Source organism: [Lactobacillus] rogosae, from assembly GCA_900112995.1.
GTDB classification, from domain to species: Bacteria; Bacillota; Clostridia; order Lachnospirales; family Lachnospiraceae; genus Lachnospira; species Lachnospira rogosae.
In genome coordinates this window covers 1-23757 of the sequence record FONU01000026.1, presented here as the reverse complement: position 1 = coordinate 23757, position 23757 = coordinate 1, and the positions used below count along the sequence as shown (strand labels likewise).

The 23757-nt window shown below is 43.5% G+C and carries 20 protein-coding genes and 2 pseudogenes; 19 read left to right on the top strand and 3 right to left on the bottom strand.

All coding sequences use genetic code 11. The features are described 5' to 3' along the window. Positions 1-128 precede the first annotated feature (128 nt). The 8 genes from BM157_RS11140 (at position 129) to BM157_RS11105 (ending at position 8948) form a co-directional block, all read left to right on the top strand. Positions 129-671 (top strand): hypothetical protein, encoded by a 543-nt coding sequence (locus tag BM157_RS11140; RefSeq protein ID WP_090141180.1) that lies wholly within the window; start codon positions 129-131, stop codon positions 669-671. Between the two features lie 93 nt (positions 672-764). Further along, entirely contained in the window at positions 765-1457 is a 693-nt protein-coding gene (locus BM157_RS11135; RefSeq protein ID WP_015533258.1) for a response regulator transcription factor, read from the top strand. After that, entirely contained in the window at positions 1454-2485 is a 1032-nt protein-coding gene (locus BM157_RS11130; protein ID WP_090141178.1) for a sensor histidine kinase, read from the top strand. The genes BM157_RS11135 and BM157_RS11130 overlap by 4 nt, the downstream gene beginning before the upstream one ends. A 27-nt stretch (positions 2486-2512) precedes the next feature. Next, complete coding sequence (locus BM157_RS11125) at positions 2513-2929, top strand: hypothetical protein (RefSeq protein WP_005362406.1); 417 nt, start codon at positions 2513-2515, stop codon at positions 2927-2929. 180 nt (positions 2930-3109) lie between these two features. Beyond that, complete coding sequence (locus tag BM157_RS11120) at positions 3110-5497, top strand: ABC transporter permease (RefSeq protein ID WP_090141176.1); 2388 nt, start codon at positions 3110-3112, stop codon at positions 5495-5497. Between the two features lie 126 nt (positions 5498-5623). Beyond that, the gene (locus BM157_RS11115; RefSeq protein WP_005362410.1) at positions 5624-5884 is read left to right on the top strand and encodes a hypothetical protein; all 261 of its coding nucleotides are present in this window, start codon (positions 5624-5626) and stop codon (positions 5882-5884) included. 5 nt (positions 5885-5889) lie between these two features. Next, positions 5890-6555, top strand: a complete 666-nt coding sequence (locus tag BM157_RS11110; protein WP_005362411.1) for an ABC transporter ATP-binding protein — start codon at positions 5890-5892, stop codon at positions 6553-6555. Positions 6556-6569: 14 nt separating this feature from the next. Further along, positions 6570-8948, top strand: coding sequence for an ABC transporter permease (locus BM157_RS11105; RefSeq protein ID WP_005362413.1), 2379 nt, complete (start codon positions 6570-6572; stop codon positions 8946-8948). Positions 8949-9172: 224 nt separating this feature from the next. Here the strand turns inward: BM157_RS11105 and BM157_RS11095 are convergent, their stop codons facing one another. Then, entirely contained in the window at positions 9173-10213 is a 1041-nt protein-coding gene (locus tag BM157_RS11095; RefSeq protein WP_090141172.1) for a DUF6076 domain-containing protein, read from the bottom strand. A 302-nt stretch (positions 10214-10515) separates the two neighbouring features. Here BM157_RS11095 and BM157_RS11090 point away from each other — a divergent pair, with 302 nt between their 5' ends. The 11 genes from BM157_RS11090 to BM157_RS11040 all read left to right on the top strand — a co-directional run bounded on the left by BM157_RS11090 (position 10516) and on the right by BM157_RS11040 (position 23450). Continuing rightward, on the top strand, positions 10516-10740 hold the full coding sequence (locus BM157_RS11090; RefSeq protein WP_005362423.1) for a helix-turn-helix domain-containing protein: 225 nt from the start codon (positions 10516-10518) through the stop codon (positions 10738-10740). Between the two features lie 147 nt (positions 10741-10887). Next, positions 10888-11091, top strand: a complete 204-nt coding sequence (locus tag BM157_RS11085; protein WP_004614949.1) for a hypothetical protein — start codon at positions 10888-10890, stop codon at positions 11089-11091. 286 nt (positions 11092-11377) lie between these two features. Next, complete coding sequence (locus tag BM157_RS11080; RefSeq protein WP_008816380.1) at positions 11378-11695, top strand: DUF3847 domain-containing protein; 318 nt, start codon at positions 11378-11380, stop codon at positions 11693-11695. 2 nt (positions 11696-11697) lie between these two features. Then, complete coding sequence (mobQ, locus tag BM157_RS11075; protein WP_074104019.1) at positions 11698-13170, top strand: MobQ family relaxase; 1473 nt, start codon at positions 11698-11700, stop codon at positions 13168-13170. Between the two features lie 47 nt (positions 13171-13217). Continuing rightward, positions 13218-13958 carry a CHC2 zinc finger domain-containing protein gene (locus BM157_RS11070; protein WP_014079457.1) on the top strand — a complete coding sequence of 247 codons (741 nt, stop codon included), beginning with the start codon at positions 13218-13220 and terminating at the stop codon, positions 13956-13958. Further along, the gene (locus BM157_RS11065; RefSeq protein ID WP_009321442.1) at positions 13843-15183 is read left to right on the top strand and encodes a virulence-associated E family protein; all 1341 of its coding nucleotides are present in this window, start codon (positions 13843-13845) and stop codon (positions 15181-15183) included. Before BM157_RS11070 ends, BM157_RS11065 begins: the two co-directional genes overlap by 116 nt. A gap of 270 nt (positions 15184-15453) precedes the next feature. Further along, the gene (locus BM157_RS11060) at positions 15454-15639 is read left to right on the top strand and encodes a hypothetical protein (protein WP_004849804.1); all 186 of its coding nucleotides are present in this window, start codon (positions 15454-15456) and stop codon (positions 15637-15639) included. A 107-nt stretch (positions 15640-15746) separates the two neighbouring features. Next, positions 15747-17369: a recombinase family protein gene (locus tag BM157_RS11055; RefSeq protein ID WP_008791695.1), complete on the top strand. Its 1623-nt coding sequence runs from the start codon at positions 15747-15749 to the stop codon at positions 17367-17369. An 85-nt stretch (positions 17370-17454) separates the two neighbouring features. Further along, complete coding sequence (locus BM157_RS11050) at positions 17455-21555, top strand: hypothetical protein (protein WP_090141170.1); 4101 nt, start codon at positions 17455-17457, stop codon at positions 21553-21555. A 750-nt stretch (positions 21556-22305) separates the two neighbouring features. Further along, entirely contained in the window at positions 22306-23091 is a 786-nt protein-coding gene (locus BM157_RS11045) for a hypothetical protein (RefSeq protein WP_090141168.1), read from the top strand. Then, the gene (locus BM157_RS11040; RefSeq protein ID WP_318255950.1) at positions 23088-23450 is read left to right on the top strand and encodes a replication initiator protein A; all 363 of its coding nucleotides are present in this window, start codon (positions 23088-23090) and stop codon (positions 23448-23450) included. Before BM157_RS11045 ends, BM157_RS11040 begins: the two co-directional genes overlap by 4 nt. Here the strand turns inward: BM157_RS11040 and BM157_RS13290 are convergent. Beyond that, a pseudogene (locus tag BM157_RS13290) lies at positions 23421-23579 on the bottom strand (integrase core domain-containing protein); the annotation flags it as partial. The gene BM157_RS11040 and the pseudogene BM157_RS13290 sit on opposite strands and share 30 nt — an antisense overlap. Beyond that, positions 23561-23757: pseudogene (locus BM157_RS13285) on the bottom strand (DDE-type integrase/transposase/recombinase); the annotation flags it as partial. The pseudogenes BM157_RS13285 and BM157_RS13290, both read right to left, overlap by 19 nt.

Below are 23757 nucleotides of genomic sequence, written 5' to 3'. Positions count from 1 at the left end.
TATTTGTTACACCAAGCTATATAAAAGTGAATCCAAAACACTGGAATTAAGTGTTTTATTAAAATGCGATAAAAAACCAGTGGAATTTATAATGTTCTATTGTTTTTTCCATGGGAGGAGATTTTAATATGCCGTTAGAAAATGGTGGAAGAGCGGATAAAATGGGTAATAGATATGAAATAAGATGTATTATCTATGAGATGCTTAAAGTTCTTAGAGAAGTTAATTATAGTATTGTTATAGAAGCACTTGGAGATGATGAGGTCGGAACTGATATTCTGATTACTGATTTTGAAGGGAGGAAAGAACATCAACAATGTAAAGTTCGAAATGCAAGTAAAGAATATTGGTCGATTGCTGATTTGAAATCACGTAATATATTGAAAAACTGGAAGAAGCAATTAGAACGAGGCGATGATAGAAACGTGGCGTTGGTAAGTGCAGTAGGATGCACTCATATCGTTGATTTGCATAATCGTGCAATAAATTCAACTAACAATCCGAATGATTTTTATGAGTATCAAATAAAATCAGGGGAGTTTCCCATAGTTAAAGATACCACACCAAATATGATGAACCCACGCTTATACACTACCAGCTATAATAAACCGCAAGGACAGCAATTTGATGATACTGCTGTCCTTTCTTTTATAAAATTGCAGTACACATAAAAAAGCTGTAAAATGATAAATATATTTGTCCTTGTAACAATTCTCGGACATTTGCCTGTTATACTATCTGCAAAAAGCAAAGGAAGTGAGAATATGGAGCAGATTTTAATTGTCGAGGACGACAGTTTTTTGAATAAGATGTTAGACTATAACCTGACCGCAGACGGCTACGGCGTGACTTCTGCCCTAAATGCCAGAACCGCAGCCGAAGCCATCCGCCAGCGGGAATTTGATTTAGTGCTGCTGGACATCAACCTGCCGGACGGGAACGGTTTTGAACTGTGCAAGCTGATAAAGCCCCAGCACCCGGACACCATCGTAATATTCCTGACCGCCAACGATCAGGAGAGCGACCAGATACGGGGCTATGAGGTGGGCGCGGTGGACTACATCACAAAGCCCTTTGTGATCGGGGCCTTGCAGCGAAAAATCAAAGCCATGTTCGCCATGCTGGAACACCACAAACCGGCCAAGGACATTTACGACGACGGGCGGTTGTTTCTGGACTTCTCGGAGCAGACGGCTTCCTTAAACGGCAAGCCCCTGACTCTATCCCCGATGGAGTACAAAATGCTGAACCTGTTTCGTAAAAATCCCCGGCAAGTGCTGACCCGTGGGCAGCTTTTGGAAAAGCTGTGGGATATAGACGAGCGGTTTGTGGACGAACACACCCTGACAACCTCCATCAGCCGTATTCGCAGCAAGATTGAAGCCGACGGCGGCGCACCCTACATCAAGACCGTTTACGGCATGGGGTATCAATGGACGGGAGGCGAGGTAAAATGAAGTTTCAAAACCTCTCGGTAAAGCGGCTGTTTGGCCGGGTGGCAATGGAGCTTGTCCTCTCCATGTCCGGGATCACCATAGCTCTTTTTCTTGTGACAAAACAGATTGCGGTGCTGCTGACAGGCGGGGCGCTGCTGCTGTGCGCCATTGTAGGGATTTTTGTACTGACGCAGGCGTTTGGAAAGCGACTGTCGCAGTTTACCACTGACCTGTGCCAGACCTTAGACCACATGATCGCCGGAAATGAAGCACCCCAGCGGCCAGAGGACAGCGAAACCCAGCTTGCCAGAATCGGACACCGGCTGGCAAGGCTTTACCAGATCATGCAGGAGAACCGCCGCCGGGTGGACGAGGAACGGCAGGAGTTACAGACCCTTGTATCGGATATTTCCCATCAAGTGAAAACGCCGGTAAGCAATCTGAAAATGGCGACGGACACCCTGCTGGAAAAGCCTATGACCGAGGCGGAGCGCACCGACTTTATCCGGGGAATCCGCAGCCAGACGGATAAACTGGACTTTCTCTTTCAGGCCCTTGTGAAAACCTCCCGGCTGGAAACAGGCGTGATCCAGTTGGATAAGAAATCGGGCCGCCTCTTTGATACTGTGGCGCAGGCCATGAGTGGGATCGTGTATGCAGCGGAGAAAAAGGAAATCGCCGTGTCTGTGGACTGCCCGGAGGATTTGACCGTTTCCCATGACAGCAAGTGGACATCCGAAGCCCTCTTTAACCTGCTGGACAATGCGGTGAAGTACACCCCGGCAGGCGGGAAAATCGCTGTGTCGGTGGTGCTGTGGGAAATGTATGTGGAGATCAAAGTGACCGACACTGGCAAAGGAATTTCTGAAAGCAATCAGGCCGCTATCTTCCGGCGCTTCTATCGTGAGGAAGAAGTACACGAACAGCAGGGCGTGGGCATTGGCCTGTATCTGGCCCGCGAGATCGTAACGCGACAGGGCGGCTATATCAAAGTGGTTTCGGAGCCGGGCAAGGGTTCGGAATTTTCCATTATGCTGCCGACTAAATAAAGCACACTTATAACAGGAGAAAACACCATGAAAAAAATCAATTTTTGCAAAGCAACAACAATCATCTTAATAATCAATGTTATTTTATCTATTGTTTTATTTTTCGTTGTTCCTGATAATATAGCAATTCAATGGGTAGGTACAACCCCCAGCAATGCAGTAGATTCTTACTATATATTTTTGGTGCCGATATTGTCAGTACTCTTTGCTTTTGCTGGAAAACCTATTTTTACAATGTTCCTGTTTAGATTGTGGAATAGAACTAACGAGCATTTAGTGACATACTTAAATTTGTGTCTGCAAGTTGTATTTCTTACTTGTGAAATCTATATCGGATTATATAACCTATGTAATTTTAATTTTGCCATTAGTATAATTCTCATTGTGGAACTTATGATAGATGTGGTGATTGGATTGAAATTATTTCACAATCAATCTATCTAAAAGATCGTGTAGTATGTTTCGGCGGACGGCCATTTCCGGCTGCCCGCCGTAAATTTTTTTGAAATGTCCGAGCGTTGTAACATTTCACCCCGATTTTCAATGAAATTTTTTGGCCGCTGTAACATTTCACGGACATTTGGGTTTTACAATACCCTTATCAAATATGGAGGTGATACAACTATGACATGGCCTTTTGAGAATGACACCAGCGCCATTGTAAAGAAATTAGCAAAACGCAATGTATCTTCAAATCGTATTTTTTGCTTTTTTAATGTTTTGACCATTGCGCTGGCAATTAGTTTGATTGTGGGAATCTCCTTATTCCAACAAGGCAGCAAAATTAGTGAACAAAAGATTTTGAATCAAATGCAGCAAGCTACCATCGGGGGGCTTACAGCAGAACAGATAGAAGTTCTGAAAAAAGAACCTGATCTTGAAGATATTGTACCCTATAAGCATAGTGATAGTTTTCTGATGGATGGGATCAAATTTGAAGCGGTTTATATGCCGACTGGTTTTGGAATTATAAAATCCTATGAATTAGTCAGTGGAACCTGTCCAGAACAGTACAATGAAATTGTAATTGATAAAAATGTTCAATTAGAGCTGGGGTATCAGCTAAATATAGGAGATACCATCACTTTACCAACGGCGGGGAGTAAAACAGAGGATTTCATCATTACTGGTTTTACTGATAATGTGGAAACAGGAACATTTTACTTTTATGTCTCCCCAGCGTATGCAGAACAGGGTGTGTTATTATCGGATATTCCATATAGTGCCTTGATTCGTGTAAATGGTGCCACGGAAATGGGACTTATTGATTTTGAGAATACAGTATATCGTCTGGCTTTATCCCAAGACATAAGCAGGAACCAACTTTATTTTAATAGCAAATTCTGTTCCTCACTTATTAGTGGATCAGGAATGGGAGGTGTTCTTTTAGCTACTCTTTTTATTGCATTTTCAAGCGGAATTGTCATATACAGTGTGTTCTACCTTTCGGTATCAAATCAAGTATCGCAGATTGGACAGCTCAAAACTATTGGCATGACAGAAAAACAAATTAAGCGGATGATTCGTAAAGAAGGGTATCGTTTCTGCCTGTTCGGAATACCTGCCGGTATTACAGTAGGTATCATATTTGCATATTTGTTAGAGCCGAATGGAATAACGATTATCAATGCCATAGCCACAAGTATTTTAGCAATAATATTAGGCATTATCATCGTACAAATTTCCGTATACAAGCCCGCACAAATAGCTTCAAATATTTCCCCTATTGAAGCAACAAAATATGTTGGAAACGATCCAGAACTAAAAGAAAGTAGAGTGCAGAATAGGAAAAATCATATTCGGCTCTCACCGTATTCTTTAGCCGTATTGAGCGAAAAGCAGAATCGAAAAAAACACAATCTGACGATTGCCTCGCTTGCAATCGGCGGGATTTTATTTATGGTTGGAGCCACTTTTATATCATCATGGAATCCAGATTCCTTTGCAAGAATGGGGAATTTGGAAGATGGAGAATATTATATTACGATTAACCACAATACATTAGTCAACCCGAAACCGTATGGTATTTCGGAGTATCAAGTTAATACGCCTTTTTCACAAGAACTCATGGAAGAATTGCAACAAATCCCGGAAGTTAAAGAGATTTATGCTACGGAGAGAACCGCAGCCATTATTGAGTATCACGATGAACAATTAGAAATTCCCATTATTCCGATTACGCCTGATAATCAGGAGGAAATTTTGAAAACGCTTCCTGTTGATTGGACATACGAAACATTGGTGAAACAAGACGCTATGGTTATATTAGGAACAAGCGTACAGAAAGAAGTCTATCATGCTTGCCCGTCAATAGGAGAAAAAGTGACATTACGATGGTTTGATGGGGCTGAACACAGCATAGATATTTTGATTGCCGGTACTTCCGAAAAAAGTATGAATGAGGGCTTTTATCTCCCCAAAGAAACCATAGAAAAGTTGTGGGGCGATATGGATTTAACAGCTTCCTTAACTTTGTCCGTACCTGAATATGAAAAAGTGGGTAAATCAGTAGAAAGCAAATTAAATAATATACTGTCCCGACACCCTGATTTGGTAATGGAAACCTTACAAGAGGTAAAAGCATCTTCGGCAAATACGATTCATAATACCAGCGTACAAGTTTATGGGGTATCTGCCTTTGTCATTATGTTTAGCATTTTTAATCTGACAAACACCTTGATTAGTCGTATCAGTACAAGGAGAAAAGAATTTGGAATATTGGAATCTATCGGTATGACAAAAAAACAGATAAAGAAAATGCTGCTGCATGAAAGTGTCTTACTGATTATTCCATGCTTGATTATTACGGTTGTGGCAGGAACCTTGATGGGTTATTTGTTAGTACGGATATTGTCTGCGAATGGATTAACTTATTTTCAATATACTTTTCCTTTTATTCCATTACTGATTTACGGTGTCTGCTTAATAATAACACCTATTATAATTTCTGCTATCTGTCTAAAAATTCAATGCAGAAATTCGTTGGTGGAACGGATCAAAATGGCAGACTGATTTTGAAATGTCCGAGCGTTGTAACATTTCACCCCGATTTTCAATGAAATTTTTTGGCCGCTGTAACATTTCGCGGACATTTGGGTTTTACAATACCCTTATCAACAAAAGTGAGGAGGCGACGCAATGGAACTGACCCCGACATTGATTTTGAATCTGGTGCTGCTGATCGTCCCGCCTGCTGTCCTTGTGCTGGTGTTCCGGCAATGGCTGGCCCGGCACATCCGCTGGACGGTTGCCTTGACTGCTCTCTGTGATGTTCTCCTGTTTTGGGATGAACTGTTCTACTATGAGAGCTTCGGCCTGTTCGCTGTGCTGATTCTGGTACAGTTGGCGGCCACCGGCGCAGCAGCGTTCAACATTTACAACAAACAAAGAAAGGATTGAATTTTATGAGCATTTTACAGACGATCGACCTGAAAAAGTATTACGGTACAGAGCCGAATATCACCCGCGCCCTTGACGGCGTGAACTTCTCTGTGGAGGACGGCGAGTTTGTGGCCGTTGTGGGAACCTCCGGCAGCGGCAAGTCCACCCTGCTTCACATGATGGGCGGGCTGGACACCCCTACTTCCGGCAATGTGATTGTCCGGGACAAAGAGCTGTCGAAAATGAACGACGAACAGCTCACCATCTTCCGCCGCCGCAACATCGGCTTTATCTTCCAGAACTATAACCTTGTTCCCATCCTGAATGTGTATGAGAACATTGTCCTGCCGGTGGAGCTGGACGGGGACACGGTGGATCAGAAGTTTTTGGACGAGATCGTTCACCTGCTGGGGCTGGAAGATAAACTGAAAAATATGCCCAACAATCTTTCCGGCGGCCAGCAGCAGCGTGTGGCGATTGCCCGCGCCCTGATTACCAAACCGGCTATTGTACTGGCCGACGAGCCGACCGGCAACCTTGACAGCAAGACCAGCGCCGAGGTGCTGGGGCTTATCAAGCGCACCAGTGCGGAGTTCCGGCAAACCGTTGTGATGATTACCCACAATGACGACATAGCCCGTCTTGCAGATCGGATTGTCCGCATTGAGGACGGCAAGATCGTGGAGTAAGGAGGTGGCAGGCTATGACATGGCCTTTTGAAAATGATACCAGCGCCATTACAAAGAAGCTGGCAAAGAAAAGTTTGCAAAGCGAGAAGCGCCGGAATCTGATGGTGGTGATTGCCGTTGCGCTGGCGGCGTTTCTGATCTGCTTTACGGGAATTGTGTCTACCTCCCTGACACAAATGCAGCGCAATCAGGTTGTCGATACTTATGAGGCGGTCTGGCTGGGCGTAGAGGAAAACGACATTGAAACCCTGAAAGGACTGCCGGAGTTTGAGCGCGTAGGCGGCTACTATATGCTCGGCGAGGAACTTTCGGAACAGGGCTATCATGCCTCTTATGTATATAATGACGCAGAAATGATGGAGATTGGGCGCGACCAAATGAAGCTATTGGAGGGGAATCTACCCCAAAAAGCAAATGAAGTTGTCGTAAGCGAATACTTTCTCTCCACCTATGGAAACAATGCCAAGATCGGGGACACTGTGACCTTAGATACCGAGAGTTTTCATGGTGATTATGTCGTTACCGGCATTATGGACAGCGTAAATGAAAAAGAAGCGAATACCTGCGCTATCATTCTTTCCAAAGCTGCCCTGACAGAATGGAAAGGGTTTGATCCGGCTGGGTATCGCGCTTATGTCCATTTCAAAAACAGCGATCAGTTGGGCGAGGAACTGATAACCTCTTATTGCAGAGAGATTGCAGAGGAATATCAGCTTCCTAATCCCAGCATGAACAACAAGTATTTTGCTTATGCTTCTAAATCCTTTGATTTTTTACCGATTTTTGGTGTGATTGTTATTGTTCTGATCGGCGGCTATATTGTGATTCAGAGTATCTTCCGTATCTCCATCAATGACAAAATCAGGAGCTACGGACAGCTTCGGACGATTGGTGCAACGCCAAAGCAAATCAAGCGGATTGTAAAGCGGGAGGGACGCAAACTCGGCAGTATCGGAATTTTGATTGGTACAGTGCTGGGCGTATGCTGCGGTTTTCTTCTGTTTTCCAAGGGATTTAACGCTGTTTCCTATGCCGTTATGGTTTCCCTGACACTCATAAGCGGTTGGATCATGGTGTCTATTTCCATCCGTAAGCCGGTGAAAATCGCGGCAGGGATTTCCCCCATTGAAGCCGTCCGTTTTACCCCAGTGCAAAAGGACATCCGCAGCCGGAAAAAGAATATCAAGCTCAATCCTGTTTCAATGGGAATTGCGAATTTTAAGCGTGACCGAAAAAAGACAATCAGTATTGTAGCATCTTTGAGTATCGGCGGAATTTTGCTGATGGTGGTATCTTCCATTGTTTTAGTGCGCTCACCAGAACAAATTGCAAGATTATATTTTCCTGACAGCGATTACAAAATATATCTCCAAGATCTATCGGAAGAAATGTTAGTAAAAGGTAATCCGCTAAACGAGGAACTAAAGCAGGAAGTTTTATCTGTTGATGGTGTTACGGATATAATCGTAGCCAGACAATCGCTCCATACCAGCATTAAAACAGATGCTAACCAAAATTCAGGAATATGTGATACGCTGACTGACCAGAACTATGCTATGGTTGAGGCTGCATTGACAGAGGGAACGATGCCGACAGATTCTCATAGTATCGTAATTCACGACCAGATTGTAGCGTATTTTGAAGATATGGGCGTCGGTTCCACCGTTGAATTTTCTTCAATAGATGGTAAGCAGTCCATCCCTGTTACAATATCGGGAGTGTTTTCCACTTCAAAAATGCCTGTGATTTTCGGGCATGGACGCGCTCATACAGATGGCTCTGTTTTCTTTGCTCCAAAAGATTTATTCTACGAACTGTACCCGGAAATTACTACCTTTGATTACTCATGGAGCATTGTAAGCAATCCGAAAAAAGCTGAAACTGTAAAAGCTGAACTGAAAAATATTGTAGCCGAACACAGTAACCTTGCTTTAGATGAAATAGATACAGCGATTGCGGCTGAAAAATCACAAAATTCTGCGGCGTTTGGTAGTATGCAGGTTCTTTCATGGTTGGTGTTCCTCTTTGGTGTTATCAACCTCATCAATACGACCCTTTCTAATCAGATGTCCAGAAAACAGGAAAACAGTGTTTTGCGTTCCATTGGTCTGACACAAAAACAGTTATGCAAAATGAATATATGCGAGGGTCTGTGTTATGCGTTCTTTGCAACATTGGCAATCCTGATTGTCGGATTTCCTATTTCTATTGTTGCAAGTAGAGAAATAAGTATAGCTACTTTTGGTGGAAATGTAGTACCTTACAAATTCCCGGTTTTGGAAATGGGATTGTTCATTCTGGTATTATTCGGAATGGAACTGATCTTGTCTGTATGGACAATCCGCAGACAGAAAAAACAATCTCTGATTGAACAAATGCGGGCGATGGAATAACCGTATGGGATCGGCGGGGCGGCATGTGCTGCCCCGCTTTTTTCGCCATTTCTCAAAAAATTTTTGAAATGTCCGAGCTTTGTAACAATTCAGCCTGTTTTTTTGTCGAAATCAAAGGCACCTCGGACATTTATAGTTCTTCCAAAAGTTTGATGATAATATTACCATTCATGGAAGAAGCAATCTGTTATTGCAATAATGCGAAATTGACGATAGAAAGTTTTTCATATCTCGGTCAGCTCAACAATTACATTACTCTGCTGATACAGCCAGTCCGTAAATTCTTTCGGGCTGTCCGTTCCTGTTTTTACAGCCTTTTTTCTCTGTAAGGCTTCTTTCTTAAAGTCGGAAAAGGAAGCCTGTATTTTTTCCAGACGGTCAGCCGGAAAGCCTGCGGTATTTTTTACCCGGTTTATTTTGTTGCGCCAGTTCTGGCATTCATTTTTATAAAGCAGGTCATAGTTATTTTCTCTTGACCTCTCGTCAAATTCCCGCTTGTTTTGAAGCGCCTGTGCTTTTCGGCACTTGTCGCTGCACAGCTCATACCGCTGGCTCTTTGCCAGAAAATATTTTCCACAGACCTTGCACCGCCGGAAGCAAAGCCCCCAGTCATTCAGCCTGTTCAGATAATAGGTAATCAACGGGTAGAGGGACGCATAGGCAGACACACATTCTTCTGTGCGCCGGTTGTCCGGGAACCAGAGGTCAAGCCGGGTATCTTCTGACGGTGCGCCTTTGAAATAAAGGCTGCCAGCTTGAAATTGTTTCGGTTTTCCTGTCTCCCTGTCAAAGCTCATGGTTTCGTTTTGGAATACCCCGGTCAGTCTGCTCATTTTATCCATGAAGCGGTCACAGGCAGCGTTACGGTCACGGGGTTCTCTGGCAAGCAGATAGCTGTTCCAGATACGGAACGCCACATACATTTTCAGAGGGTCGTTGCTAAGATATTTCTCCCAAAGAAATTCGCTTGCCGCCTGCTCCAGCTCCGGCTGTTTCCATCGGTTGGAGTGGAGAGCTTGCCGCAGCGGAGAAAGCCCGTATAAGTTCCAGTCTCTGTCCGTGTCACGCTCAAAGTTTATCAAAAAAGTTCCCAGTGGGCGTGTCATATCACAAAGCACCTCTGCGTTTTGGCTCCCGTTCAGACGGAAGCGGATCTGCTGTTCTTCCCCAATCAAAATCCGCTCTTTCATTTTCTTCCTGTCCAGCGTCAGGACAAACAAAATCCTCTCAAAACATGGCTCATGCCGTATAAACTGATTCTCCATCCCTATCCCCTGCCTTTGTTTATGGTAATTATATAATTCAGTTATATCCGTTACACTCATGGTATCGCAGAATCATTGTTTTGTCAAGGATAGTACGCTATGATGATTGCGGTTGGTAATTTCGTACCGCACAGTACCTTGACAAGTGAATGACCGTCCAAAAGGGATATGACCGGCAGGAGAAGTGACGCATTCGGCGCACCAATGCAGGGAAACACCGCAGGAATGGGGCAGGAAAACGGCTTTTGGGGAGAACGGCAACAGGAAGCATTTTAACCTATTTGATTTATGGGAGGAACAGAATGAACGATAAAAAGAGATTGAACAGCTACGAGGATTTACCGCTGGTTCTGGATGTGGCGGACATTCAGCGGATTATGGGAATTTCAAGAGCGAGCGCCTATGAGCTGGTACACACACCCGGCTTTCCAGCGTTCCGCAGGGGCAGACTTATCAAGGTCAGCAAAATTGCTTTCTTTGAATGGATGGCAAAAGGCTCCGAAACCGTACCGGGAAGCGACAAATAAGCGTGAGGTATCATTCCCTGACTTGCAATACTGCCGCACTTTCCAAAGGGGCATACAGAGGGAAAAAAACTTAAAAATGATACCGAGACGCTACATCAAAACAGCCTATCTGCGTACATCAGATAGAAACGGAGAAAGGAGCCGGTTATGGCAAGAATGAGTAACAAGCGGCGGTTGGAATGGTCTTTCTTCTTAAATGACCGCAGCCGTATCACTTACAACGAACTGTGCCGGAAATGCCAGCACGAATGTAAACAGAGCTTCCGGGCGGTTGTGGTTGACTGCCCGAAGTATCTTTCCAAGCGTTCCAAGAAAAAGGACAAGACTGCCGGAAACGGCAAAATCCCTTAGGAACTAAGGGCGCACTTCTATACATAGTCTAAAGACCATGTATCGTGCGTCCTGCGGAGCTTACCTCTGCCGCTGATAAAATCAGCAATCCGAGGTCTGCGTTCGCTTCGCTCCGACAAGGTGGCTACACCCCCTTGCGCCGCTAAAGCGGCTATCCCCTGTGTACCCGCCGCAAAGAGAAATCCGCTCTGCGGTTTTCCCTTTTCATCGGGTTTTATAGAAGCACTGACACACGGACTGTCTGCGGATGGTCTTTCTTTATCTTATCAGCAAAGGATGTGAGAACATGGAAAAATCTTTGGAACAGTTGAAGCAGGAATATGAAAAAACCACTGTCCTGCTGGAACAGGAAAAACGGAAAATGCAGCGTTTGAAAAACCGGCAGGCGTATCTGGAAAGCGGTTCCCGGAAACAGAGGACGCACCGGCTGATTACCCGTGGGGCAGCTATTGAGAGCATTGCACCACAGACAAAGGAGCTATCCGAAGCGGAATTTTATTCCCTCATGGAAAGCATTTTGAATCTGCCGCAGGCGGAGCATTTCATCCGGTCTGCCACAGAGAACCACGCCCGTATTTCCGGGCAGGAGAAAGGCGGTGACTAAGGATAGCACTTTATCATTTTTCAATCGCACAGATCAAGCGCAGCGCCGGTCAGAGCGCCATTGCCAGCGCAGCCTATCGAGCCGGGGAGCGTCTTTACAGCAGCTACTATGGAGAAGTCAGCGACTACACCAAAAAGGGCGGCGTGATCGCTTCGGAAATCATGCTGCCGCCCCATGCGCCGGAAATATATCTTGACCGGGCGACCCTCTGGAATGCTGTGGAGAACTGCGAGAAACATCCAAAAGCACAGCTTGCCTATTCCTTTGATATTGCCATGCAGAATGAATTGACGCTGGAAGAAAACATGGAGCTGGCGAGGAAGTTCGTACAGGAGCAGTTTGTGACAAAAGGCATGATTGCCGACCTTGCTTTTCACAGCCCGGAGAAAGAGGACGGCGGCATCCCTAACCCGCATTTTCATGTGATGACAACCATGCGCCCTTTGAACCCGGATGGCACATGGGGACAAAAACAGCGTCGGGAATATCTTCTTGATGAAGATGGAAACCGAATCCGGGATAAAAACGGCGATTATATGTTTAACGCTGTCCATACAACAGACTGGCATGAGCCGGAAACGCTGGAACACTGGCGGGAGCAGTGGGCGGCTGCCGTTAATACAAAATTTGAGGAAAAAGGGCTGGATGTGCGTATCGACCACCGTTCCTATGTGCGGCAGGGGCTTGACCTGATACCTACTGTCCACGAGGGAGCTAATGTCCGGCAGATGGAAGCAAAGGGCATCCGCACCGAGAAAGGGGAACTGAACCGCTGGATTAAAGCCACCAACCGGCTCATGCAGGATGTGAGGAAGAAGATCAAAGCCCTGTTTGTCTGGATGGCAGAGGTAAAAGAAGAACTTTCCAAACCGCAGACACCGAGCCTTGCCGACCTGTTGATCGCTTATTACAACCAGCGCAACGCAGGGGCATGGAGCAATAAAGCCAGAACCGGAAACTTAAAGCAGTTTGCCGAAGCCGTCAATTATCTGACGGAAAACAAGCTGCTCACATTAGAGGATTTGCAGGAGCGTCTTTCCTCTGTCAACGAAGAATTTGAAGCGTTAAGCGACTCCATGAAAAAGAAATCTGCCCGGATAAAGGAATTGCAGGAATTGATACGGGAGGGCGAGAATTACCAGCGGCTAAAACCTGTTCATACGGAATTGAACAATATCAAGTTTAAGAAACAGAGGGAGAAATTTGAAACATCCCACGATGCGGAGTTACGGCTGTTTTATGCCGCCCGCCGTATTTTGAAAGAAAAACTGGACGGAAAACCCATTGCCCTGAAAGCATGGAAACAGGAATACGCACAGTTAAAAACAGAGTATGCCGAACTGTCTCCGCAGCACAAGCCACTCCGGGAGGAAGTCATACGGCTACGGCAGGTGCAGAACGCCGTAGATACCGCACTGCGCCGGAGGGAGCAGCCACAGGCAGTACAGAGAAAGAAACATGAGATGGAGCTATGATATAACCGGCAGCTTTACCGCTACCAGTATTTTTATGGAGGGAGCATTTGAATGTATTTGAAGCGGTGAAACAGTCTGTTACCACCCGGCAGGCTGCTTCATTCTATGGAATCCGGGTGGGGAGAAACGGCATGGTCTGCTGTCCATTCCACAATGACCGCACGCCCAGCATGAAAGTGGACAGCCGCTTTTACTGCTTCGGCTGCGGGGCTTCCGGGGATGTGATCGACTTTGCCGCTTTGCTGCATGGATTGGGGAAACGGGAAGCTGCGGTCAGGCTTGCGGAGGACTTCGGCGTTTCCTATGAGAAATCCGGCAATGCGCCGCCAGATAGGAAGCGTCACAACAGGTCACAGCCCCGACAAAAATCAGCGGAGCAGAGATTTCAGGAAACGGAACGGTATTGTTTCCGGGTGCTATGCGATTATCTGCGCCTGCTGGAGCATTGGAAAACAGCACACGCCCCACAGCCGCAGGATGCCATCTGGCATCCTCTTTTTGTGGAAGCGTTGCAGAGGATAAGCTACACAGAATACCTTTTGGATATTTTGTTATACGGAGAAATAGAAGAAAAAGCGGCATTGATCGCCGCACAGGGAAAGGAGGTGTTGCGGCTTGAACAGCGAATTTCAGAGCTTGCCGCCGGAAACGCAGGAAGCGGTCAAAAGGACGATGGACACAATGGAACCGGCGCAGACACCGGCAGAAATCCGGGAAACATTAGAGGGGACGCAGAAAGGCGGCGTGAAGAACAGCATCCGAAACTGCCTGACGGTGTTCCAGCGTGACCCTCTGTTTCGCGGGGCGCTGCGCCTGAACCTTTTGACGGAGCAGATTGACATTGTGAAGCCGCTGGGCTGGGAGCGCACCAGTACCACGCTGACCGACATGGACATGAACTACCTGCTTTTGTATCTGGAAGAAAATTACGGGCTTACCAGCGAGAAAAAGGTGCAGAGCGCCATCAAGATTGTTGCCAATGAAAACCGCTACCATCCAGTCAGGGATTACCTGAACAGCCTGCAATGGGACGGCACAGAGCGCATCCGTTACGCCCTGCATCACTTTCTGGGAGCCGATACGGACGAATACACCTATGAAGCCTTGAAACTGTTCCTGATGGGAGCCATCCGGCGGGTATTCAGACCGGGGAGCAAGTTTGAGGTCATGCTCTGTCTGGTTGGTGGTCAGGGAGCCGGGAAATCTACCTTTTTCCGGCTGCTGGCAGGCAGGGACGAATGGTTTTCAGACGATTTGAAAAAGCTGGACGATGAAAATGTGTACCGCAAGCTGCAAGGGCATTGGATTATCGAGATGTCGGAGATGATTGCCACAGCCAACGCCAAGAGTATTGAGGAAATCAAGTCATTCTTAAGCCGCCAGAAAGAAACCTACAAAGTGCCGTATGAGACACATCCGGCAGACCGGCTGCGGCAATGTGTATTTGGAGGGACGACCAACCGGCAGGACTTTTTGCCCCGTGACCGCACCGGCAACCGGCGCTTTCTCCCCGTGACGGTGTACCCGGAACGGGCGGAGGTTCACATACTGGACGATGAAGCGGCGGCGAGGGCGTATATCGAACAGATGTGGGCGGAAGCCATGACGGTTTATCGCAGTGGGAAGTATAAGCTGTCATTCAGCATGGAAATGAACCGATACCTGAACGCCCACCAGCAGGACTTTATGCAGGAAGACACACAGGCCGGCATGATCTACGCCTATTTGGAGGACTACACCGGCGACAGGGTATGTTCCAAGCAGCTTTATGAGGAAGCGCTGGGGAACTTAAATTCCCCGGCAGACTGGGAGACACGGGCAATCTGCGAGATTATGAATACCGGCATTGCGGGCGGCATCATACAGGGCTGGGTAGCCTACAAAAGCCCGAAGCGGTATAAGAAATACGGTTCTCAAAAAGGCTGGGAGCGTGTCAACCAAGCTCCGCCGGAGGGGGACGGTTTTCAGGAAATCACGGAAGAAGAAGCCCGGCAAATGGAACTTCCATTCTGAAAAGCCACCGGTTGACAGTTTGGTTGACGCTTTGGTTGACAGCCGGTTGACGGGGAAAAGCCTGATATTTGGGGCATTTCTCTCCTTTGTCAACCATGTCAACCAAGAAATCAAAGAAAAAGTAAAAAGTAATAATAGAGCGCCTATGGATTGTTTTCAAAGTCTTTTCTGCCGGTTGACACGGTTTGGTTGACACGGAGACAGTCTGCGGCTGTACACCTGTCTGACATTCCCTTGTCGGGCATATTTCATTTATGGAGGTAACTGCCTATGGCAAAAAGCAAAAACGAGAGCAATAACAAAAACAGCGGCACCCTGCTTACCGAAAAAGACGGCACCCAGTATTTTGTCATGGGGAAAGTCCGTATCAAGGTATCGGAGCATTTCGCACAGGATGGGAAGCCGCTTGACAGCCTGCTGGAAGATGTGATCCAGCACGCTGCCGCCGCTTCCTGAAAAAATACGGAATAACGACTGTCAATCAGCCCACGCTTATGATATACTTGTACCAGCGAGTATTGTATAAGCGTGGGTTGTTTCTTTTAGAAGGAGGATTTTTAACCGTGAAACAACCATACAATACAACGATTTATAACACTGCACTATATTTGAGATTGAGCCGTGACGATGAATTACAGGGGGAAAGCGGCAGTATCCAGACCCAGCGCATGATGCTTAGACAGTATGCCGCAGAGCATGGGCTGACCGTTGTAGACGAGTACATTGACGACGGATGGAGTGGGACAAATTTCGAGCGTCCAAGTTTCCAAAGGATGATTGATGACATCGAAGACGGGAAAATCAACTGCGTTGTCACAAAGGACTTATCCCGTCTGGGAAGAAACTATATCCTGACCGGTCAGTACACGGAAATCTATTTCCCCAGCAAGGGAGTACGCTACATTGCCATCAATGACAATGTGGACACCATCAACGGAGAAAGCGAGCTTGCACCGTTCTTAAACATCCTGAATGAAATGCACGCCCGACAGACCAGCAAAAAGGTCAAGGCTGCCATGCACACAAGATTTGCCAATGGCGCACACTATGGAGCCTATGCACCGCTGGGCTATGTAAAAGACCCGGACAAAAAAGGTCATCTTCTGATCGACCCGGAAACACGCTGGATTGTAGAGAAGATTTTTGACCTTGCTGTACACGGGCGTGGAGCCGCCAGCATTACACGGATTCTGGTGGAGGAAAAAGTACCTACCCCCGGCTGGCTGAACTATGAAAGATACGGGACTTTCGCCAATATCTACGCCGGTGCGCCCGCAGAAAAAGCCTATGCGTGGACGATAGCACAGGTCAAGAGCATTTTGAAAGAGGAAACCTACATCGGTCACAGCATTCACAACAAGCAGAGCAACATTTCATTCAAGAACAAGAAAAAGGTGCGGAAGCCGCAGGAAGAATGGTATCGTGTGGAAAATACCCACGAAGCCATCATTTCTGAAGAAGTGTTCCAAAAAGTTCAGGAGCTGATTGCAAGCAGACGCAGGAAACGCAGAAACGGTACGACACAGATTTTCGCAGGATTGATAAAATGTGCAGACTGCGGATGGTCTTTAGCCTATGGGGAAAACAAGCAGAATAAGAACCCATACGGGTACTACCATTGCAGCAAGAACGGGCAGGGATTACGCCAGTGTTCCATGCACTATATCCGCTATGATGTACTGTATGCCTATGTGCTTGCAAGACTGCAATACTGGTCTATGCTGGCACAGAAAGACGAGGACAAGCTGCTGAAACGCCTGCTCAATGCCAGCGACAGGGAAAGAAACTCTGCGAAGAAAAAGCAGGCTGCGGAGCTGAAAAAGGCAGAGAAGCGTAAAGCCGAGGTTGACGGGCTGTTTGCTAAAATGTATGAGGACTGGTCTGCCGGACGCATAACCGAGTATAACTTCAATATGCTGTCCGAGAAGTACCAGAACGAGCAAAAGGAGCTTGAAACAAAAATAAGACAGCTTCACGAAACGATGGAAGCCGCCGTACAGACCGCAGCGGATGCTGAAAAGTGGATTGCCCTGATGAAACAGTATGTCAACCCTGTGGAGCTGACCGCCGAACTTCTGAACACTCTAATTGAAAAAATAACCGTCCACGAAGCTGTCAAGGGCGAGGACGGAAGCCGTGAGCAGGAAGTAGAAATCTACTACCGCTTCATCGGCAAAATCGACTGACCTTTCTTTTTTACCCAACAATATCTTTAATTAAGGGAGACGGGGTAAGGAAATTCAGAATTCATACAAAGACTTTTGCAAAGGAATGGGGATAGAGGTTTCTGAATCTGCAGGTGTAGCGAAGAGTATCGACTTTTTGCGACGTACTAGTTTTAAACAAATGTCAGAATATACATTACAAGAAAGCATATCACAGGAAATAAGTTATTATTTTGCCACAGATAAAGAGAGTGTATACAATGCATTTGTCGCATTGGTTATTGATTCCGATATCTATGCGAAAGAAATAACCGCGTTAGAGTTAAGAGAATATTTTACAAAACAGGGCATACGTATGCGTATGTTGGATGGAGATAAACGTATTATTCCACAGGTTGAACTAATCAATAGGGAGTACAGAGGCAGTTTTAAACCATTGAAGGAAGGCTTAATTGACAGAAATGAATTTGGAGAATGTATTGAGGCAATAAATGATGAACAATCTTTTGTTATTTCTGGAAATGCAGGATATGGAAAGAGTGGATGTACAGAAGCTATTTTGAATTATTGTGAGGGAGAGGACATTCCATACATTGCGATAAAACTAGATAGAAGAATTCCTCATGGTAATAGCGAAATTTGGGGACAAGAGTTGGGTTTTTCAGGTTCAATAGTTTATGCACTTAATGCTATTTCTAAAGATAAAACTGCAGTGCTAGTTTTGGATCAATTAGATGCATTGAGATGGACACAAGCCAATTCAAGCCAAGCATTGGCAGTTTGTATGGAAATGATTAGGCAAGTTAGGTATCTGAACGATGAGAGAGCAAAGAAAATTGTGATAGTGTTTGTGTGCAGAGAGTATGATTTGCGCAATGACAACAATATTAAATCTTTGTTTGAAAGAGAAGGTGATGATACTCATCGAGTAGAATGGAAAAAAATAGTAATAAAAGATTTTGATGAAAATGTTGTGAAAAGGGTTGTAGGGAAAAAATATGAGGACTTAACGTTAAAAACAAGGCGTTTGTTACAAGTGCCAAGTAATCTCTATATATGGCAACATCTAGATGAAGAGGCAACATATGGTGATTGTACGACAACTAGTCATTTGATAGATATTTGGTTTCAGCAAATTTGCAAAAAAAGTAACAGCATTGGTGTAGATGAAAAAGTAGTTAGAGATACAGTGCATTATACAGTGGATGTATTAGATAAAATAGGACGTCTATACGCTCCAAAAAGAATCTTAAATGTAGATGAAAGAGGACTTGACTATTTGGTATATGCGGAATTGCTTATAAAAGATGGACAAAAAATTGGATTTGTTCATCAATCGATTCTAGATTATTTTATTTCAAATAGGATGACAGAGCAGTTTTTTGCTGGAGATAAAATTGAACAGATAGTAGGAGAAATAAATAAGCAAACGCCAGGTAAACGTTATCAGGTTCAAATGTTTTTGCAAAATTTGCTTGATTATGATAGTGGTGATTTTTTATCTGCCGGAATCCAATTATTAGAATCTTTACAGATAAGATTTTATGTAAAATATGTATTTTATGAGATTTTGAGACAAGTATCCGAACCAGATGAGAAGATTGTAGAATATGTAAAACGAGAATGTAAAGATGAAGGCAAACGTGATTATTTTGTAAATAATGTTGTGTGCGGAAGACATGCGTACATTACTATATTAAGAGAATCCGGAATCTTGGAACAGTGGTTTTCTGATGATAAAAAGAAAAGTACTGTCTTTGTTTTGCTTAAAAGTATTAGTCCGGACTTGGATATTGAAGACATTGCGTTTATCAAAAAACATTCATTTGTAAACGAAGAAGATGATAAAAAATTTATGGGATGCTTTTTGCATGATATCATGGAAGAAAGTGACGAGCTGTTTGAACTAAGAATGTTGTTTTATAATAAGTATCCAGTATGGTCACAGGAACTGTATATAGATGTTAAAGCAATGATGAAGCATTGCGAATCAAGAACGATTAGACTGATATCGTTTTGGTTAAAAAATAAAATTATATCTAAGGCAAAAAATGTGTATCGATATGAGGAAGAACTTCTTGCTATAACAGATTCATATTTGTTGCAAGAGGCTAAGTATGTATTGGATGAATTGACACAATATATTCCGTTACAAGATGCAGATGAATTATATTTTAGTGATTGGTCGGGAAGTTTTTTTCAGCGTAGGAGTTTGGAAAGAGCGGCTGTTGAGTTGTTGAAAAAGGCTAATGTTGCGATAATCGCGACAGACGCGGAATATTTTTGGAAATATTATGCTCCTTATATGGGGAGGAATTATGCTATTTTTAACGAATTAATTTTGCATGGTTTGCAGTTTCTGCCAGAATCATATAGTAACCAGGTTGTTGAATATTTAACGGGAGATTTTGATAAAAAGATATTCGATCGCACAAGTGGAGCAGAGGATCAATTAGAATTAGTCAAGAAAGCCCTTAAGGTTCATACTAAATATTGCACAGAAGAGTGTCTGAATACATTTCTTGGAGCAGTGGAAAAATATGTTTCGCCACAAAGTTCTGAATGGTATAAGCGGAGAATAGAGTATAATCAACAAAAAGAATATTCACGCGTATATTGGAGCTTTTGGGGAGATTTTCAGTATCATATATTACAGTGCGTTACGCATGAACGCCTCACATCCAAGTATAGGGATTTATTAAATGTGCTTGATAGAAAATTTCAAGGAAAAACAGACCGGTATATCAATGGAGATGGACATTCGGGTTGGGTAAAATCACCTGTTGCTGGTAAAAGGATAGGAAAAAAACAATGGCTACAAATTATTACAAACGATAAAATAGCCGATAGAAATCGCTCACACTGGAAAGAAGTGGACGGTGGATTTATAGAAAGTTCACTAAGCATGTATGTAGGAGATTTTCAGTCTGCGGTGAAAGATGAGCCTGTTGAAATGATAAAAATTGTCATTGAAAATAAAGAAAATGTTGTACCAGCTTATATCGATGCAATGTATTCGGGTGCTGAGTTTTCAGATGCTATTGAACTAGTTGAGAAAAATCTTTGGGAGCAAATGTTTAGTGAATTTCCTTGTGATATGAGAAGTCAGAGGGCGTTACATTTTTGCGGAATAATTGAAAAAGTAAAGATTTATTCTTGGTCTGATGAGGTGATAGAGAAATTAAAGGAAATTGCTGTTTACTATGAAGAAGGAGAAGAAGAGAAGGAAATAAAAGATAATAAGGAATTGAATTGTGAGGAGTTGATAAGCAGATCTTTAAATTGTATGAGAGGTCATGCAATAAGTGCAATAGGTCATCTTCTATGGGATAATCAAGCGTTGTTTGTAGAGTTTAAAGATGTTATAGATAAACTCACATTAGATGATGATGAGGCTGTTAGAATGGCTTGCTTTTATGCATTATGGCCTATATATAATATTGATAGAGAATGGGCAGAAGAAAGAATACTTCGTGTGTATGAGTCGGATGTTAGAATGGCAGGCTTTTATGATTCGAAGGGTATGTTTTTTAGATTATATTCCAAATATAAAGAGAGTGTTTTATTGATAATTCAAAGGTGTTTTGAGACAAATGATAAGCGACTTGTGCAAATGGGTGGATATTCGATTTGTGAATTTTACATTAGGTATAACGAGTTTAAAGATGTGATGTCTAATATGGAGCAACTGAATGAAGAACAAGTAAAGGCGATTTTACATATGGCGGTCATATATCTTAGATTCGATGAATATCGTGAAATAGGTAAAGCAATTATTTTGAAGTACAAGAATTCTGAGGTTGATGTTGAAATGCCATTAGGTAGTATGTTTTATGATAATCTTGTTGATGTAGGGTGTGATTCGGAATTCCTAAGGGAAATTATGAAATCAAAGGTAAGTAAAAGAATGGTTTATTCATTTGTGCATTTTTTGGAAGAGAATGCATGCTCAGTAAAAGACTATGCTGAAGTAATAATTGCTTTGTGTGAAAATGTACTTAGTACGCCTCTGGAAGAACTAGCAACTCAATGGGGAATAGAAAGCGATATTTCAAAACTCATAATTGCATTATATGATGAAACTGCTAATTCAGACAATGGATTAGATCAGGATGTAGCAGAAAAGTGCTTGGGATTGTGGGATGTGATGTTCGAAAAGCAAATTGGACAAGTAAGAGATTTGAGCAGAAAATTAATGGAGCGTTAATGTGTTTTGTGGTTAAGAGATAAGTACTTTTGGTCAACTTGACCAAAACTTGTCTCAATTTACAGTTAAGCACTTTTGGTCCATTGGACCAGAAGTGCTTTTGCCATATTTAGGGGAAGGGAATTCCCTTTGCGGACGACATAGGAGAACGTCTTTCTTGCGTAAATTGCCATACAACTTTATGCGTATCCTGTTATTAGTTTATGACCAAATCCACTTGTTGGAAGATCAGTTGTAAAGTTGCTGCAAGCCTTGATTTTACTAGGCTTTCACGGCAAGCGTTTAGATTGTTGGAAAATTCGCCTAAAACATTGAGTTCGCTATTTGGATCATCCGAACAGAACTTTAGGCGATTTTGCAGAGTCTCTGCAGAACGAGATATGAAGTGTTCCGACACAATTTGAGAAGAAAAATGAAATAAAGTATTCAGATTATCCGAAAGGGCGATGGAATGGCCATCGCTCTTTTTGCGTGCCCGGAGTTTCGAATTCAGATTTTCCGTAGGTGGCGGAAGCATGAATTCGGAATGTCCGAACATAAAGTACAGGAAATTTTAAAAAATTTGCAACTTTTTTGCGCCAGATTTAGTAATCAGCTTTTTTTCAACCCAAATGTATTGTGAAAGGAGCGGATGAGAAATTACAAAAAGTTTTGAGAATTTTTTGCAATCAGCTTTTTGAGGCTCCAAGTACCTTATGTAAGCAATAAATTACAACTAATTTCAGTTTGGGTGAAAGGAGATGATGAATTATGGAATTAGTGGAACAGTTGAAGCATGTATATAGCTACAACGAGATTTATGAACTGTTGTATGATGGTCCGGTATCGTTTGACGATATCAAAGCACATTTGATGCTGGATTGTCACAAACCAGAGTCAACGGCGTGTTCCTATATTACGGCAATCAGAGGAGGTAATCCTGGGATGATTATCGTAGATGAGGAAGCGGAAACTATGGAACTGAATAAGGAGGAAATCCTTGACTTCGAGGAGAATTTGCAATTGCTCTTTGATTGGAATTTGTATGACAAAAGATTTTATGAAATCAAAGGATTGGAAACAGACTTGAGTGATGCCAAGTATGAGATTAGAAATTTACAGTATGAACTCGATAAGCAGAAAAGAGAATCCGAGGAGAAGATGAAAGACTTGGAAGAGAGACTTTCTTATTATCGAGGTAAGCGCTTATCAGGGTTCTGCGAGAAGCGAATCATGAATCTGGATACCGTTAGCATTGGAACTGACTGTATGAAGGATTTAGCCAATGATATGGATTCGCCTATCAAACGTCTGAAACGTTGGTGGAATCCGTTCCAGAGAATCAGGAGAGAGTATCGAATTCGCAGAATGCTTGCGCAGGAAATGGTCTCTGGTCATTGGTTCATTACTACAGAGATTGAAGGTAAGAATCACAAGTGTATGTTAGTTCCAATTGATGAATTCAATGATTTGTATGAAAGACTTAAGAACTGTCTGGAAAACTACGAGTCAACCCATCATCTGAACAAGACGGGAGGATGGTGGAGCAACTATTGAGATTTGTAGATGTAAAAACGAAGCTTACCAATTACTCCGTTGTTCCTAATGACTTATATGGAATTGGAATAAGCAGCACTGCCTTAGTTCTATATGCAAAGCTTCTCAATCGAACTAATCTATCCATCAGTAATAATCGCGTGGATGAGTTTGGAAGAGTCTATGTGTTATACAAGCTTGAGGACTTGGCGCAGGAACTTGGCAGAAGCGTATCTGCTATCAAGAGTAACATGAATGAACTTGTATCAGCAGGGTTGATAGAAAAACGAAGAGCAGACAAAGGACGTGTTGTGGTCAAGCTTTTTTGTAACACTTTGTTCGATAAATACCTACCTGTAACGAGCCTCCATTGGTGTTAAATAATTATTGTATGAATGAGGGCGAACATAGTTATACCAATTTATGTATTTAATAGTTAGTTCATCTATCATCTCTACATTTGAAAATGAAGTTATGTTATAAAAGTTGCTTTTGAAAGTGTTATAAAATCTTTCCATGGGAGCATTATCATAAGGACAGCCAGCCTTACTCATACTTTGTGTTATATTATTCTCTTTGCAAAAATTTACAAATTCCCATGAAGTAAACTGTACCCCCTGGTCTGAATGCAAAATCACTTTAGGGTAGTTTTCCTTTTCAAGGGCTGTCTTCAGAGTGCTTATTGCC